We start from the raw sequence: 13999 nt of genomic DNA on the forward strand, positions 1-13999 counted from the left end.
ACCCAGCTTGTTGCCGTGCTCCGCCCGAGCTGACGCCACGTACACCCAAACACCGCCTTCTTCCAGGAGTGCCTGGACGCGCGAATACCCCACTGCTACATCGGCGGATTCGAGGCGCTGTTACACCGTCTGGGCGCACACGGCCGTCCGCATCCCGGTCCTTTGGGTTCGACGCGTAACTCTTCGGGCGCCGGGGACGACCTACGAGGCGTCGGCCCCCGTTGGAAGTAGGGACCTTTGAGTGCTCCACACGTGTTGATCATCGTGCAGAACCTGCCGGTGCCGCTGGACAGGCGCGTCTGGCTGGAATGCCGCGCCCTGACCGCCGCCGGGTACGAGGTTTCGGTGATCTGCCCGAAAGGTCCGGGTGATCCCGCCTATCAGCTGCTCGACGGTGTGCATCTGTACAAGTACGCTCCGCCGCCGCAGGCCGAAGGTGCGCTCGGGTACGCGTGGGAGTTCCTGTACTGCTGGGTGCGCACGGCGTTGCTCAGCGTGAAAGTCCGTGCCCGCAGGCGATTCCACGTCATGCAGGCGTGCAACCCGCCGGACACCTACTGGGCGCTCGCGATGCTGTGGCGGCTCGGTGGCGTCAAGTTCGTCTTCGACCACCACGACCTCAACCCCGAGGTGTTCCTGTCGCGCTTCGGTGAGCCGAAGGGCGCGGCGGGCAAGCTGCAGTACCGGATCCTGAAGTGGCTGGAGCGCCGGACGTTCCGCACGGCCGACCGGGTCACGTCGACCAACACCTCGTACCAGAAGATCGCGTGGACGCGCGGTTCCGTGCCGCCCGAGCACACCTCCGTCGTGCGCTCCGGCCCGGACACCACTGTGATGCGACCTGTCGAGGGCGTGGACGAGCTCCGACGCGGCGGCAAACACCTGGTGGCCTATCTGGGAATCATGGGCCCGCAGGACGGCGTCGACGGTGTGCTCGAAGTCGCACGGAGAGTTGTCTTCGACCGCGGCCGCACCGACGTCCGCTTCGCGCTGCTGGGCTTCGGCGACTGCCTGGAAGACCTGAAGAAGCAGGCCACGGCGTGGGGCCTCGACCCGTACGTGGAGTTCACCGGACGCGTTGGGCCCGAACAGATCACGCGTTACCTGTCCACGTCGTCGGCCGGCCTCGGTCCGGATCCGCTGTCGCCTTTGAACGACGTGTCCACTATGAACAAGACCATGGAGTACATGGCCTACGCTCTGCCGGTCGTCTCGTACCGGCTGACGGAGACCGTGGTGTCCGCCGGCGACTGCGCGGTCTACGTCGAGCCGGGTGACGTCGAGGCGTTCACGACGTCGCTGCTCGACCTGCTCGACGACGCGGAACGCCGGGGCCGCCTCGGCTTCGAGGGCAGGCGCCGCTGCGAGGCCGAGCTCGACTGGCGCCCGCAGGCCGAGAACTACGTCGCGGTGTTCGACGGGCTCACCGGTTTCGCCTCGCGGGGCCCGTTCCCCGACGGCCGGCCCGAGCTGACCCCGGGCACCGACCAGTGGGGCAACAAGATGATCGACGTGAGCGACGACGCCGTGCTTCGTGCGTTCGCCGTCAACCGAACGGGAGAATGATGTTCGTCAGAAGGATCGCGGTCGTCGGCACCGGGTACGTCGGCCTGACCACCGGCGCGTGCCTCGCGTCGCTCGGTCACCGCGTGGTGTGCGCGGACGTCGACCAGGCCAAGGTGGAACGGCTCTCGCGCGGTGAGGTCGACATCCTCGAACCGGGGCTCGCGGACCTGGTGGGCGAGGGCATCGCGTCCGGCCGGCTGTCCTTCGTGCTCGGCGCGTCCGCCGCGGTGGCCGACGCCGAGGTCGTGTTCCTCTGCGTGCCCACGCCGATGGGTGTCGGCGGCGTCGCGGACCTGCAGGCCGTCGAGTCCGTTGTGGACGAGACGCGCGACCTGCTGCCGTCCGGCTGCGTGATCGTCAACAAGTCCACCGTGCCGGTCGGCACGTCGATCCGCACGGCCGAGCTGCTGCGCCGTGACGACGTGGCGGTCGTGTCGAACCCCGAGTTCCTGCGCGAGGGCTCCGCGGTCCACGACTTCCTGAACCCGGACCGGATCGTCGTCGGCTGCGACCAGCAGGACGCGGCCGAGCGCGTGGCGGCCCTCTACGCACGCCTCGGCGCGCCGACGGTGCTGACCGACGCGGCGTCGGCCGAGCTGGTCAAGTACGCCGCGAACTGCTTCCTCGCGATGAAGCTCTCGTACGTCAACGCGGTGGCGGAGCTGTGCGAGCGGCTCGGCGCGAACATCACCGACGTCACCGAGGGCATGGGCTACGACAAGCGCATCGGCCAGGCGTTCCTCTCACCCGGTCCCGGCTGGGGCGGCTCGTGCCTGCCCAAGGACACGCACGCGATGCTCCAGGCCGCGGACGCAGCCGACTTCGAGTTCCGCCTGCTGCGCGCCACGATCGACACCAACGAGCGCCAGCGCACGCGGATGGTCGAGAAGGTCCGCCTCGCGGTCACCGGCAAGCGCGGCGGCTCGCTGTCGCACGTGCGCCTGGGACTGCTGGGCCTGACGTTCAAGGCCGGCACGGACGACCTGCGCGACTCGCCGGCACTGGCCGTGGCGGCACTGCTGAAGCAGGCCGGTGCGGACCTCGTGGGCTACGACCCGGCGCTGCCCGGCGGCACGGACCTCGGCCCGGTGTCCGTTGTGGACGATCCGTACCAGGCCGCCAAGGACGTCGACGCGCTCGTCGTGCTGACCGAGTGGCCGGACTTCCGCTCGCTGGACTGGGCGCGCCTCGCCGAGGCCGTGCGGCAGCCGGTTGTCGTTGACACGCGGAACCTTCTGGATCCCGACGTCATCCGCCGCGCGGGCTTCACCTGCACGTCGCTCGGCCGTCGTTAGGCCTGTCGTAGTCCATTTGAGACAGTCCTTTTAGCTCAATGGTGTGAGTGGGCGCGCGAGTTTCGTGTGCTAGCGCTTTGATTCCCGGCAACACCCGGTGGGACACGCCCGCCGGGTCTTGTCGGGGAGGTTCCCACCGATGGAAGCACTGATGAGCACGGTCATGGGTCTCGTCAACCAGGCGAGCAGCCTGCTCTCCCAGGCGGCCGACCTCGTTCAGGGTCTGCTGTCCGGGCTCGGCATCTGAAGACCTGCGTGAGGTGAGACCGCCCGAGCGCGGTCTCACCAGCGGGGCAGGTCCGGTCCGCTGGTGACGATCCCGGCGAACAGGTCGGTCTCCGGCAGCGGCGCGTCCGTGGTGTCGAGTGCGCGGAAGTAGTGCTCCTGCACGTCGAACGCCCCGTGCACCTGCTGGCTCGCGTGACACCGCAACGCCTTGCGCTTCACGTCGGCGACCTCGCTGATGTCGATCGTCGTGGAGCCGTCGCGAGCGGTGAGGTAGAGCTTGGCCGGGATGCCGGTGCGGTGCACGGCGAGCTTCGCGACCCGGTTCACGTGCATGTGGTCGCGGTGCGAGCTGTAGTGCGTGAGGACGACCTGAGGCTGGTAGTGCTCGATCAGCGCGGCGAGCCGGCCCGCCGCGGTCTCCACCGGGATCGTGCAGAACCCGCCCGCCGGGACCTCGCCGGTGTGGCCGGAGTCGTGATACCCCAGCAGTTCCACGTCTGTGACGCCCAGCACATCGCACGCCGCCAGCAGTTCCGCGCGCCGGTGCGACGCCACGGCCTGCGGGTGGTGGCCGACCTCGCCGGGCACCGCTCCGCTCGGCGCGTCGTCGAACTCGCCGTTGGTGCACGTCACCACCACGGTTCTGGCTCCGTGCCGGGCATAGCGGGCTAGCGCGCCACCGGTCGACGTCGACTCGTCGCCGGGGTGGGCGTGAACGGCCAGCAGGGTTCTCGGTCCGGCGAACTGCACGCGCGGAAGGTACCCCGTGGCTATTGTCCCGCGCGTGACCGACTTGCCGTCCGGCCTCAAGCCGCTCGAACTAGCCCATCATCTCCGCGACCAGATCGAGCGCGGCCACATCTACGCCCGGTCCCGCAAGCACCGGTTCCGCTGGAAGTCCGTGACGGTCCGGCTGACCACATTGGTCCTCTCGGCGGCGTCGACGATCATCCTCGGCCTGCAGAACCTCGATCCCTGGACGGGAACCGCGTTCTCGCTCGTCGCCGTGGTGACCGTGGTCAGCGCTTTGGAACCGTTCTTCGCGTGGCGTTCCCTTTGGGTGCTGATGGAAGAGGCCAGCTACAAGTTCCACCGGCTGCAGGACGACCTCGGCTACTACATCGCCTCCACCCCGCCCGAGGAGGTCGACCCCGAGCGGGTGCGGGAGATGTTCCAGCGGTACCAGGAGATCTGGGACGGGCTGAGTGACCGGTGGCTGAAGTTCCGGGAGAACTCCTGATCAGCGGCCCAGGAACGTGGCTTTGCCCGGACCGTCGCTGAGGAAGCTGTGCACGGCTCGGGGCAGGTCCTGGGTCTCGAACAGCGCCGACGCGATCGTGGTGACGTGCGCGTCCGCCTCCGGGACGCCGCCGTGCTCGAAGTGCGCCAGGACCTGCTTGGTCGCGGCGTGTGCTTGAGTCGGGCCGACGGCGAGGCTCAGCGCGAACTGTTCGGCGGCCAATGCGAAACCCTCGTCCGGCAGCACGCGGTTCACGACGTTCCAGCGCTCCAGCGTCTGCGCGTCGTAGAGGTCGCCGGTCATCACGAACTCCTTGGCGCGCCCCACTCCGGCCCGTGCGGCGAGGCGTTGCGTGCCGCCCATCGTCGGCGTGAGGCCCACGACCTTCTCCACCAGACCGAACTTGGCGCTCTCGGCGGCGACGATGATGTCGCACGCCACCGCGAGCTCGAACGCCCAGGTCAGGCAGAGGGCGTGCGCGGCGAACACGGTCGGGATCGGCAGCGCGGCGAGCCGTTGGGGGAGCAGGAGCATGCGGTCGAACAGCGCCTGCGCGTCCTCGCGGTACTCCTGGGCCGCGAACAGCGACACGTCGACACCGCCGCTGACGACCCGGCCGGTCGCGTTGACCAGCAACGCCCGCGCGTCGCCCAGCTCGTCCAGGGCGTCGTGGAACTCGGCGTCGAGGTCGAGGGCGTAGAGGTTGAGCGGCGGGGCGTCGATCGTGATGATCGCGAGCTCGTTCTGCCTGGTCAGGTGGATCTTCATCGTTTTCTACAGCCAATCGCGGCGCTTGAACATCACGTACAGGACGTAGGAGAGGAGAAAAATACCCAGCGTGGAGGCCCAGAAGCCCCACTTCTGCTCGAAACCGGGGTAGGGCACGTTCATGCCGTAGTAGCCCGAGATCGCGGTCGGCACGGCGATGATCGCGGCCCAGCTGGTGACCTTCTTCATGATCGAGTTCAGCCGGTTGCCCTGCACCGCGACCTCGGCCTCGCGCAGGTTCGTGACCAGCTCGCGCATCGACTCCGTGAGCTCGGCGGTGAACAGCGTGTGGTCCTTGACGTCCTGGTAGTACGGCATCATCTCGTCGTCCACGATGGAGTGGTCCCGGTGCATCAACGAGCCCAGGACCTCGCGCATCGGCAGCGCGACCCGGCGCAGCTGCACCACGGATCGGCGCATCTTGAGCGCCTTGTGGCCGATGTGCGGTTTCTCCTGGTAGATCTGGTCTTCCAGGTCCTCGATGGCCTCGTCGAGCTTCTGCGCCGCGTTGTACTGGGTGTCGACCACGTCGTCGAGCAGGCCGTGCAGCAGGAAGCCGACGCCCGACTTCGCGAGGCTCGGGGCGCTGTCCCAGCGGCGCTGGAGGTTCTTGATGTCGTACGACTCGTTCTCGCGGACGGTGACGACCGCCTGCTCGGTGACGAAGACGTCGATCTCCGTGGTCTTGATCTCACCGTCGTACTCGGCCGCGTAGACCGTGAGGAAGAGATGGGTGGGGTAGCGGTCGAGCTTGGGGCGCTGGCGTTCGCTCAGCGCGTCCTCGATCGCGAGCTCGTGCAGGCCCAGTTCGGTGCGCAGCAGACCTATCTCGTCTTCCGACGGCGAGCAGAGGTCGAACCACACCACCGCCGTGCGATCTTGAAGGTGCCGCGCGAGGTCGGTGAGCGGGAACCCGTGGTCCACGAGTTCGCCGTTGCGGTACAAGCGGGTCCGGCCCATGGGTGACAACGATACGTAGATCTACTCAGATGTGCGGATTCGCGCCCAACTCCCGCTACCCTCGATCCGGTGAAGGTGGACCAACCCCAGCGCATAGGCGACTACCTGCTGCTCGGCAGGCTTGGTCGTGGTGCCATGGGAACGGTCTACCTGGGCCAAGGCAGCGACGGACGCCAGGTCGCCGTGAAGGTGGCCCGCGCCGAGCTCGCCGACGACCCGCGCTTCCGCGAGCGCTTCCGCCGCGAGGTGCAGATGGCCCGCGCGGTCGGTTCGGCCGGCACCGCGGCGGTCGTGGACGCCGACACGCGCGCGGCCCGCCCGTGGATGGCCACCGAGTACGTGCCCGGCCCGACTCTGCAGGAGGCCATCGAACGCCACGGTCCGCTGCCCGAGCACCACCTGCGCCGCCTGGCCGAGGGGCTCGCCGAGGCGCTGACCGCGATCCACCGGGCCGGTCTGGTTCATCGCGACCTGAAGCCGTCCAACGTGCTCCTGGGCGCCGACGGCCCGCGCGTGATCGACTTCGGCATCTCGCGCGCGATGGAGCACACGGCGCTGACCGAGACCGGCATGGTGTTCGGCACGCCGGGCTTCCTGTCACCCGAGCAGATCACGGGCCAGGAGGTGGGGTGTCCTTCCGACGTCTTCGCTCTGGGCGCGGTCCTGGTGTACGCGGCGACCGGCAAGGGGCCGTTCGGCGAGGGACCCACCGCGACCTTGCTCTACCGGGCCGCTCACGGCGAGCCCGACCTGGAGGGCGTGCCGAAGGCGCTGCGTCCGTTGGTGCAGAAGTGCATGCACCGGGATCCTTCGAAGCGCCCGGAACCGACCGAGGTGACGCGTCTGATCGCCGCCGTGGTCACGCCGAAGCCGCCGACCTCGAAGCTGCCCGCGCCGATGACGCCCGCGGCCGCGACCTTCTCGACGTCGCGGATCGTGCCGTTCGCGTGGGGCCTGACGAACCTCGCCGCGGGCCTGCTGGCCGCCGCCATCGCCGACCCGGCCGCACACGCCAACGGCGCCACCCAGCTGCTGGCGCTGGCCGCGTTCTGCGTGCTGGTGGTGCGCGCGGTGCGGCTCTTCGGCGCAGCCGCCCGCAGCAAGGTCGTGATCGAGATCAGCCGCGAGGGCATCGCCACCACGCGCAACGGCAAGTTCCACCAGTACTGGTGGTACGAGCTGGCCCGCGTCCGGGTCGTGCCGCACAAGAAACGCCCGTGGGTCGTCGTCTGGCTGAAGGACCCGGCGCCGCGCCGCTTCTTCGGCGCGCACCACGGTGGGGTGCGCGTGTTCCCGATCGCCCACGAGCGGTCCAGGCGACGGCGCGAGCGTGACGTGATCGAGCTGCGCGCCGCCTTGGCCTGGTATCTGCCGCGTTCCTACGACGGCCGCTGACCAACGCGTTCCAAGGCGGTGGCTCCATTGGCGTCTGCAAGTACCGCCAACTCTTGATCAAATCGCCTCCAACGACTACCAACTGCCCTGGAACCGGCCGCGGACGGCGGCGCGGCGCCGAGTCGGTTGGTAGCAGGAAAGTGCTCGATGATCTTGGGTTGGTGGTACTTGCAGACGCGATGGCCACCAGACTCGGCGCCGCGTCCTACGACGGCCGCTGATCGGTCCACTCGTAGGTCACCGCCACCTCCAGGGAGATCGTGCCGTCCGGTAGCGGGCTGTCCGCCGGCTTCATCTCCACCGACCCGGTCACCTGCCCGGTCGCGGGGTCGATGGTGAAGCTGGTCCGGCTGCCGTCGGCCGACACCTTCCCGTTGTCCCAGCGGATCTCGGGTGAGGTGGCGAGCTCGCGGTAGGTCGCGGCCTTCTCCTCGTTGGTGGTGTACGGCGACAACAGCCGGGACGAGGCGCTGGCCAGCTTCTCCGCGGGCGAGACCTTCAAGGGCAGCGCGAGGCTGGTCTCCTTGCACGGCATCGTGGTGCAGAAGGTGCCCCACAGCACCGGTCCCTTGTAGTCCGCGGGAGCCATCCGGTCCGAGTCCACCTGGTTGCCCACGACCCACTGCTTGTCGCCGGTCTGCCGGCGGTAGATCACGATCATCTCGCCCGGCGAGGCGGGCAGCCACACGTCGAACTGGAACTCGACCTTGGCCGCACTCCACACCTGGCTGCCCGGCTGCCCGACGGTCATGGTCTGCCAGACCAGGTACCTGACGTGCTTGTAGCGCGCAGCGGGATCCTGCGCGACCTCCAGCAGGGTCGCCGCGTCGGTCAGCGAGGTGGCCGGTGCGGTCGGCATGGTGGCGGCGGAGTCCTGGTGCGCCGGCCTCAGCAGCACCACCAGGCCGGTGATCATCACCACCGCCATGGCGGCCGCCGCGATGCCGATCCAGCGCGTCGACCGGCGCACCGGCTTCTCGGTGAACAGCTGCTCGCGCAACCGGGCCAGCCGCACGTCGTCAGCGGGCCGCACCGAGTACAGCTCGGCGAGGTCGTCGTCCAGCAGGTCACGCATGGCGGAGCTCCAGTTCCTTCAGCTTGGCGCGCAGGCGGTGCAGGCGGGACCGCGCGGTGCCGGGGTTCAGGCCGAGCGCCTCGGCCGCCTCCTGGACGCTGAGCCCGGCCAGCGACACGAGCAGCAGCAGGTCGCGGTCGGCGGTGGACATCCGGGCCAGCTCGGCCGCTATCAGCCGGAGGTGCGAGCGGGCGTCGATGCGGGCCACCACCGTGTGCTCCAGCATCTCGGCGACACCGAGGTCGACGCCGTAGCGCTCGGCCGTGCGCAACAGCCGGACCTCGCGTTTGGCGTGGCCGCGCAACAGGTTCGTCGCGATGCCGTAGAGCCAGCCGACGACGCTGCCGCGTTCGGGGTCGTACGCCGCGGCAGAACGCATGGCGGCCAAGAACGTCTCGCTGACCAGGTCGTCAGCCACGTCGACGCCCACCCGCCGCGCCAGATATCGGTGCAGCGGCTGAGCGTGCTCGTCGAACAGCTCCGCGAACATCACGCCCCCAGTTGGCTTGCCGCACCCGCGGTGTTGCAGTGACCTGAATCACAGTGGACGGCGACCGCAAGATGGGGCCATGACCAACTGGACCGTGACGACCGAAACCTGGGCAGCGGACGCGCCACTCAACCACGACTACTACGTGGACATCATCGGCCGTTACTGGGGCAGGGACGACGTCGCCGAGGAAGTCGCGCAGTACCAGCGCGACGAGGAGGACAGCGACGTACCGGTGTTCCTCGTGGTGTCGAAGGACGGCGAACAAGCAGGCTGCCTGGGCATGCGCTTCCTGGACGACACCAACGGCGAGCTCACGCGGATGTTCGTGCGCAAGGAGTTCCGCGGCCGGGGCGCCGCGTCCGCACTGCTGCGAGCGATAGAGGCGGAAGCCCTGAAACTCGGTGTCACCGCGCTGCGACTCGACGTGCGCGACGACCTCGTCGAAGCCAGAAACCTCTACGCCAAGCACGGTTTCGGCGAGATCGAGAACTACAACGACGCAAAGTATGCCGGGCATTGGTTCGAAAAGAGGCTAACGTCCGCCCATTCGGTCGCGATGTCCTGACCAGGTCGGGATGACGCGCGCCAGGAGGCATTGAACATGCGGTTGCGTCCACTGGTGACGGCTGCTGCCGTCACCGCGGCACTGGTGGTGACCCCGGCTTCAGCGGCTCCCGCCGGTCGGGTGCTGGGTTACGTCGCCAACAACGGCGGCGGGGTGTCGGTGATCGACACGGCCACGAACGCGGTGTCCGAGACGATCGCTGACAGCGGCGCGAACTCGCCGTACATGGCAGCGGTCGCGTTCGACGGGACCCGCGGCTACGTGACGAACTCCAACGACAACAAGCTCACCGTGATCGACACACCGACCAACACGGTCGACGCGTCGATCGCCGTCGGGGATCACCCGGCAGGCGTCGCGGTCGCTCCCGGCGGCGGCTTCGTCTACGTGACGAACTACTTCGGCAACTCGGTCTCCGTGGTCGACACGGCCACGCTGACGGTGACCACGACGATCGCGGTCACCGAACGTCCCGACGGAGTGGCGATCGCGCCGGACGGCAAGTCCGTCTACGTGACCCACGACCGCGCGGGTGCCGGTCTGCTCTCCGTGATCGACACGACGGCCAACGCGGTCGTCGCCACGGTCGCGACGGGCAGCAACTCGACCGCGCTCGCCCTGTCGCCCGACGGTTCGCGCGCCTATGTGGTGAACAGGACCTCGAACACCATCTCCGTCGTCGACACGGCTTCGCGCGCGGTCGTCGCGACCATCGGCGTCGGCGACTTCCCGCACGGCATCGCGCTGAACGGGTCCCGCGCGTACGTGACCAACAGCGTCTCGAACTCGGTGTCGGTCGTCGACCTGACGGCGAACACCGAGATCCTCCCGCGGATCCCGGTCGGCGAGCGGCCGATCAGCGTGTCGCTGCTGCCGGACGGTTCCGCCGCCTACGTCACGAACTTCGACAGCGACACCGTGTCGATCATCAGCACGGCGTCCAACACGGTCACCGGTGCCATCCCGGTCGGTGACAAGCCGGTGGGCATCGCGATCCACTTCGTGCCGCCCGCCGCGGCCAAGCTGGTCGCGGGCAGTGCCCAGCTGCAGCTCCGGCTCGTCGGCTTCACGGTCCGCTCGCTCGACGCGACGCTGACCGAGACGCACACCGGCGCACCTGTCGCCGGGGCGAAGATCGTGTTCCAGACGGTCAAGGGCAACCCGCTCTGCACCGCCACGACCAATTCGTCCGGCAAGGCCACCTGTGACGCGAACGTGTCGCTGCTGGTCGGGCTGAACACCCTGCTGCAGGGCTTCACGGCCTCGTTCGCGGGCGACAACGAGCACACCGGTGGCTCGTCGCACGGCAGCATCACGTTGCTCTAGTCATCGGAGTTCTCACGGTTGTTACATCCATTGACTCGGACGAAATGCCTGGCATAGCGTCCGAGTCATTGGATGTCTTCCGGTGACCGCCGCCCCGGATCACGAGGGGAGTGTCCGTGGCGGTGAGAGCTGGAGCCGTGGCTGCGTTGGTCGCGGGACTGATCGTCGTACCGCCTGCGCAGGCCGGTTCAAGTGGCCCGCAGGCGGTCGTCAGCGTTTCCGGGGGAGCGGTCACCCTGGCGGTGACGCACAACGGCAAGACGGTCGTGCAGCCGTCGCCGGTCGGGATCACGACCGAGCGCGCCGACCTGTCGCAGGGCCTCACGCTCTCCGGGAAGTCGAAGCGGGCGATCTTCGAGCGCTACCGCACGACGTCCGGCAAGAAGCTGGACCGCACCGTGCGGGCCACAGAGACGACCTACAGGTTCAAGGCCGGCGTGAACGACCTCGACCTCGTCGTCCGCGAGTCCCCGGATGGCGTCGCGTACCGCTACGAGCTGCCGCAGGACACCGGCGCGGTCACGGGCGAGGCCTCCGCGTTCGTCCTGCCCGCCGACTCCACGGCGTGGCTCGCGAAGTTCCGCCGCGACTACGAGAACCCGTTCCTGCAGTACCCGACCGGTACGGCGGAGCAGGCCGAGTACATGCACCCGGCGCTGTTCGACGTCGGCGGCACGTACGTGCTCATCACCGAGTCCGATGTGGACGGACGCTACTCAGGCGGCCACCTCGTGCACACCGGCGGCGGCAAGTTCCAGCTGAAGCTGTGGGACGAGAAGGTCGCGGTGCAAGGCGCCCTGAAGACCCCGTGGCGCACCATGATCGTCGGAAGCCTGGCCACCGTCACCGAGTCGACCCTGGTGGACGACCTCGCGCCCGCCTCGAAGATCCGCGACACCAGCTGGATCAAGCCCGGCCCGGCGATCTGGACGTGGCTCGCCGGCGGCCGCGGCGTGCAGCAGGACCTGGCCAAGCAGAAGGAGTTCGTCGACTACGCGGCGGCGCGCGGCTGGCCGTACGTGACGGTGGACGCGGGTTGGTACGACGACCCGAACTGGCGTCAGACCAGCTTCATCCCGGAGCTCGTGCAGTACGCGAAGGCGCGCCGGGTCGGCATCCACACGTGGGTGCGGTTCAGCAGCGTCGACACCGCGGAGAAGCGCGCGGACTACCTGCCGTGGCTGCGGAAGTGGGGCGTGCAGGGTCTGAAGATCGACTTCATGGACTCCGACGGCCAGGAGCGCTACCGCTGGTACGACGAGATCCTGCCGGAGACCGCGAAGATGCACTTCCTGATCAACTTCCACGGCGCGACACTGCCGCACGGCATCCACCGCACGTGGCCGCACGTCATGACGACCGAGGCCGTGCACGGCGCGGAGAAGTCCAGCGGCCTCACCACGAGCCACCTCACCGCGTTGCCGTTCACGCGCAACGTGGTGGGCGGCATGGACTACACGCCCGGCGGCTTCCACCGCACCCGTCCCAACACCGACGGCGGCGAACTCGCGCTCACCGTGCTCTACGAGTCGGGCGTCCAGAACCTCGCCGGACGGCCGGACTCCTACGACGCCCGCCCTCTGGCGCGGTGGTACCTGGAGCAGGCGCCGACCGCGTGGGACGAGACGAAGCTGCTTTCCGGTCGTCCCACCGAAAGCGTCGTGATGGCCCGGCGCAGCGACGACCGGTGGTTCGTCGGCGGCGCGATCGCGGGGGAGGCCCGCACGCTGGACCTGCCGGCGCTCGGCAAGGGGCGCTGGCTGGTCGAGGTCGTGCGCGACGGCGCGGCCGGCCTGGTCAAGGAAACCCGTGTCACCGACCAAAAGCTGACGATTCCGGTCGCGAAGGACGGCGGGTTCGTCGCACTGGTCTGCCGTCCGGTCAAGGACACCTGCGCGCGGCCCACGTACGGCCTGCCGTCCACGACCGTGGTCACGACTCCTGAACAGGTCTCGGTGCAGCCAGGTCAGACGTTCGAGATGGGCGGCACCTTCACCAACACCTCGCAGCAGCCGCTCTACGACGTGACGTTCGCACCGCGCGTGCCGTCCGGCTGGAGCACCACCGCTGCTGTCAAGGCGTTCCGGGTGGCGCCCGGTGAGTCGATCAGTGGCAGGTGGACGGTCGAGGTCGGCGCGAACCCCGTCGTCGGCCTGACGGACGTGCCCGCGGTGGCGCAGTTCCAGCCCTACCGGTTCAGCGGAAGCGTCGAGGCGGAGAAGGCCGTCCGCACCCACGTCTGGAAACCGCTGCCCGCCGGACAGGTCTACGTCGCGGGCAACGACCGTTCCGTCGAGGGCAGGACGTTGACGACGGGCGGCACCAGGTTCGGCAAGGGAATCGGCACCACGCCCGCCGACAAGGTCTTCGAGCTGGGGACGTGCACGAGGTTCGACGCGACCGTCGGCGTGGACGACGAGGTCGACGGCCGGGTGGACCGCGCGGCCGGTGTCGGAGGATCCGTCACGTTCGTGGTGATCGGTGACGGACGGGTGCTCTACGAGAGCCCGCTGCGCAGGTCCGTCGACCCGGCGCTGGCGGTCGGCGTCGACGTGAGCGGCGTGAAGTCGTTGACGTTGCGCGTGACTGATGGCGGCGATGGCACCAGTCTCGACAACGCGGTGTGGGGTGACGCGCGGCTGACCTGCGCGGCCTAGGCGGCCAGGGGCAGGTCGGCACGGACCGCGTTCACGTAGTCCACACAGGACTGCTTGCACGCGACGCCGTGGACGACCTGCCACCCGGCGGGCACCTGCAGCACCGCCGGCCAGATCGAGTACTGGCCCGTTGGGCTGACCAGCACCAGGAACATGGTGTGAGTCTGAACGAACGGGATGGTCATGCCCTCAGGGTGACGTGCACCACCTAGGGCGCGGCTATCTCTGCGCTCAAGCTCACTCCTTTCGTGCGGCTTCCGGATCCGGCCGCCGGTGTGGTTACGTGGAGTCGTGACTGTGGAACAGGTGGTCCTCCTGGCTGAGGACGGTTCGGCCATCGGCGTCGAGGACAAGGCCGTCGTTACGTGCCCGATGTAGCTCATCCGGTCGCTGACCAGCCGATTGGGATCCGCTCGCGGCGCTGTGCTAAC

The 13999-nt window shown here is 68.8% G+C and carries 13 protein-coding genes; 7 read left to right on the forward strand and 6 right to left on the reverse strand.

Features of this window, described 5'->3' with window-relative positions:
• Window positions 1–237 precede the first annotated feature (237 nt).
• Complete coding sequence (locus tag ABZX92_RS17315; protein ID WP_355559809.1) at window positions 238–1566, forward strand: glycosyltransferase family 4 protein; 1329 nt, start codon at window positions 238–240, stop codon at window positions 1564–1566.
• Entirely contained in the window at window positions 1566–2861 is a 1296-nt protein-coding gene (locus ABZX92_RS17320) for a UDP-glucose/GDP-mannose dehydrogenase family protein (RefSeq protein WP_355559812.1), read from the forward strand. The genes ABZX92_RS17315 and ABZX92_RS17320 overlap by 1 nt, the downstream gene beginning before the upstream one ends.
• Before the next feature lie 282 nt (window positions 2862–3143).
• Here ABZX92_RS17320 and ABZX92_RS17325 read toward each other — a convergent pair whose 3' ends face one another.
• Window positions 3144–3839 carry a PIG-L deacetylase family protein gene (locus ABZX92_RS17325; protein WP_355559815.1) on the reverse strand — a complete coding sequence of 232 codons (696 nt, stop codon included), beginning with the start codon at window positions 3837–3839 and terminating at the stop codon, window positions 3144–3146.
• A gap of 34 nt (window positions 3840–3873) precedes the next feature.
• Here ABZX92_RS17325 and ABZX92_RS17330 point away from each other — a divergent pair, with 34 nt between their 5' ends.
• Window positions 3874–4329 carry an SLATT domain-containing protein gene (locus tag ABZX92_RS17330; RefSeq protein ID WP_355559818.1) on the forward strand — a complete coding sequence of 152 codons (456 nt, stop codon included), beginning with the start codon at window positions 3874–3876 and terminating at the stop codon, window positions 4327–4329.
• Here the strand turns inward: ABZX92_RS17330 and ABZX92_RS17335 are convergent, their stop codons facing one another.
• Together ABZX92_RS17335 and ABZX92_RS17340 are read right to left on the reverse strand one after the other, a co-directional pair.
• Window positions 4330–5097 (reverse strand): enoyl-CoA hydratase/isomerase family protein, encoded by a 768-nt coding sequence (locus ABZX92_RS17335; protein WP_355559821.1) that lies wholly within the window; start codon window positions 5095–5097, stop codon window positions 4330–4332.
• 6 nt (window positions 5098–5103) lie between these two features.
• Window positions 5104–6057, reverse strand: coding sequence for a magnesium transporter CorA family protein (locus ABZX92_RS17340; protein ID WP_355559823.1), 954 nt, complete (start codon window positions 6055–6057; stop codon window positions 5104–5106).
• 69 nt (window positions 6058–6126) lie between these two features.
• Between ABZX92_RS17340 and ABZX92_RS17345 the strand changes: the two genes are divergently transcribed.
• On the forward strand, window positions 6127–7452 hold the full coding sequence (locus ABZX92_RS17345) for a serine/threonine-protein kinase (RefSeq protein ID WP_355559825.1): 1326 nt from the start codon (window positions 6127–6129) through the stop codon (window positions 7450–7452).
• A 205-nt stretch (window positions 7453–7657) separates the two neighbouring features.
• On the opposite strand, the gene ABZX92_RS17350 is transcribed toward ABZX92_RS17345, so the two are convergent.
• Together ABZX92_RS17350 and ABZX92_RS17355 are read right to left on the reverse strand one after the other, a co-directional pair.
• Window positions 7658–8527, reverse strand: a complete 870-nt coding sequence (locus ABZX92_RS17350) for a hypothetical protein (RefSeq protein WP_355559828.1) — start codon at window positions 8525–8527, stop codon at window positions 7658–7660.
• Complete coding sequence (locus ABZX92_RS17355) at window positions 8520–9017, reverse strand: sigma-70 family RNA polymerase sigma factor (RefSeq protein WP_355559831.1); 498 nt, start codon at window positions 9015–9017, stop codon at window positions 8520–8522. The genes ABZX92_RS17350 and ABZX92_RS17355 overlap by 8 nt, the downstream gene beginning before the upstream one ends.
• A gap of 79 nt (window positions 9018–9096) precedes the next feature.
• On the opposite strand from ABZX92_RS17355, the gene ABZX92_RS17360 reads away from it, so the two are divergent.
• From ABZX92_RS17360 to ABZX92_RS17370, 3 genes are all read left to right on the forward strand, one after another.
• Window positions 9097–9585, forward strand: coding sequence for a GNAT family N-acetyltransferase (locus ABZX92_RS17360; RefSeq protein ID WP_355559834.1), 489 nt, complete (start codon window positions 9097–9099; stop codon window positions 9583–9585).
• Window positions 9586–9621: 36 nt separating this feature from the next.
• Window positions 9622–10911, forward strand: coding sequence for a YncE family protein (locus ABZX92_RS17365; RefSeq protein ID WP_355559837.1), 1290 nt, complete (start codon window positions 9622–9624; stop codon window positions 10909–10911).
• Between the two features lie 137 nt (window positions 10912–11048).
• A complete protein-coding gene (locus ABZX92_RS17370) occupies window positions 11049–13568 on the forward strand; it encodes a glycoside hydrolase family 97 catalytic domain-containing protein (protein WP_355559839.1) in 2520 nt (839 codons plus the stop codon).
• Here the strand turns inward: ABZX92_RS17370 and ABZX92_RS17375 are convergent.
• Window positions 13565–13753, reverse strand: a complete 189-nt coding sequence (locus ABZX92_RS17375; RefSeq protein ID WP_355559842.1) for an MbtH family protein — start codon at window positions 13751–13753, stop codon at window positions 13565–13567. The two genes, ABZX92_RS17370 and ABZX92_RS17375, sit on opposite strands and share 4 nt — an antisense overlap.
• Window positions 13754–13999 lie beyond the last annotated feature (246 nt).

This window comes from Lentzea sp. NPDC006480 (assembly GCF_040611995.1).
In the GTDB taxonomy this organism is placed as follows: Bacteria; Actinomycetota; Actinomycetes; order Mycobacteriales; family Pseudonocardiaceae; genus Lentzea.

Bases quoted from the DNA above. Each gene is read 5' to 3' on its own strand.
- ABZX92_RS17320 (WP_355559812.1), top strand. From the start codon at position 1,566: ATGTTCGTCAGAAGGATCGCGGTCGTCGGCACCGGGTACGTCGGCCTG.
- ABZX92_RS17335 (WP_355559821.1), bottom strand. From the start codon at position 5,097: ATGAAGATCCACCTGACCAGGCAGAACGAGCTCGCGATCATCACGATC.
- ABZX92_RS17340 (WP_355559823.1), bottom strand. From the start codon at position 6,057: ATGGGCCGGACCCGCTTGTACCGCAACGGCGAACTCGTGGACCACGGG.
- ABZX92_RS17350 (WP_355559828.1), bottom strand. From the start codon at position 8,527: ATGCGTGACCTGCTGGACGACGACCTCGCCGAGCTGTACTCGGTGCGG.
- ABZX92_RS17355 (WP_355559831.1), bottom strand. From the start codon at position 9,017: ATGTTCGCGGAGCTGTTCGACGAGCACGCTCAGCCGCTGCACCGATAT.
- ABZX92_RS17360 (WP_355559834.1), top strand. From the start codon at position 9,097: ATGACCAACTGGACCGTGACGACCGAAACCTGGGCAGCGGACGCGCCA.
- ABZX92_RS17365 (WP_355559837.1), top strand. From the start codon at position 9,622: ATGCGGTTGCGTCCACTGGTGACGGCTGCTGCCGTCACCGCGGCACTG.
- ABZX92_RS17375 (WP_355559842.1), bottom strand. From the start codon at position 13,753: ATGACCATCCCGTTCGTTCAGACTCACACCATGTTCCTGGTGCTGGTC.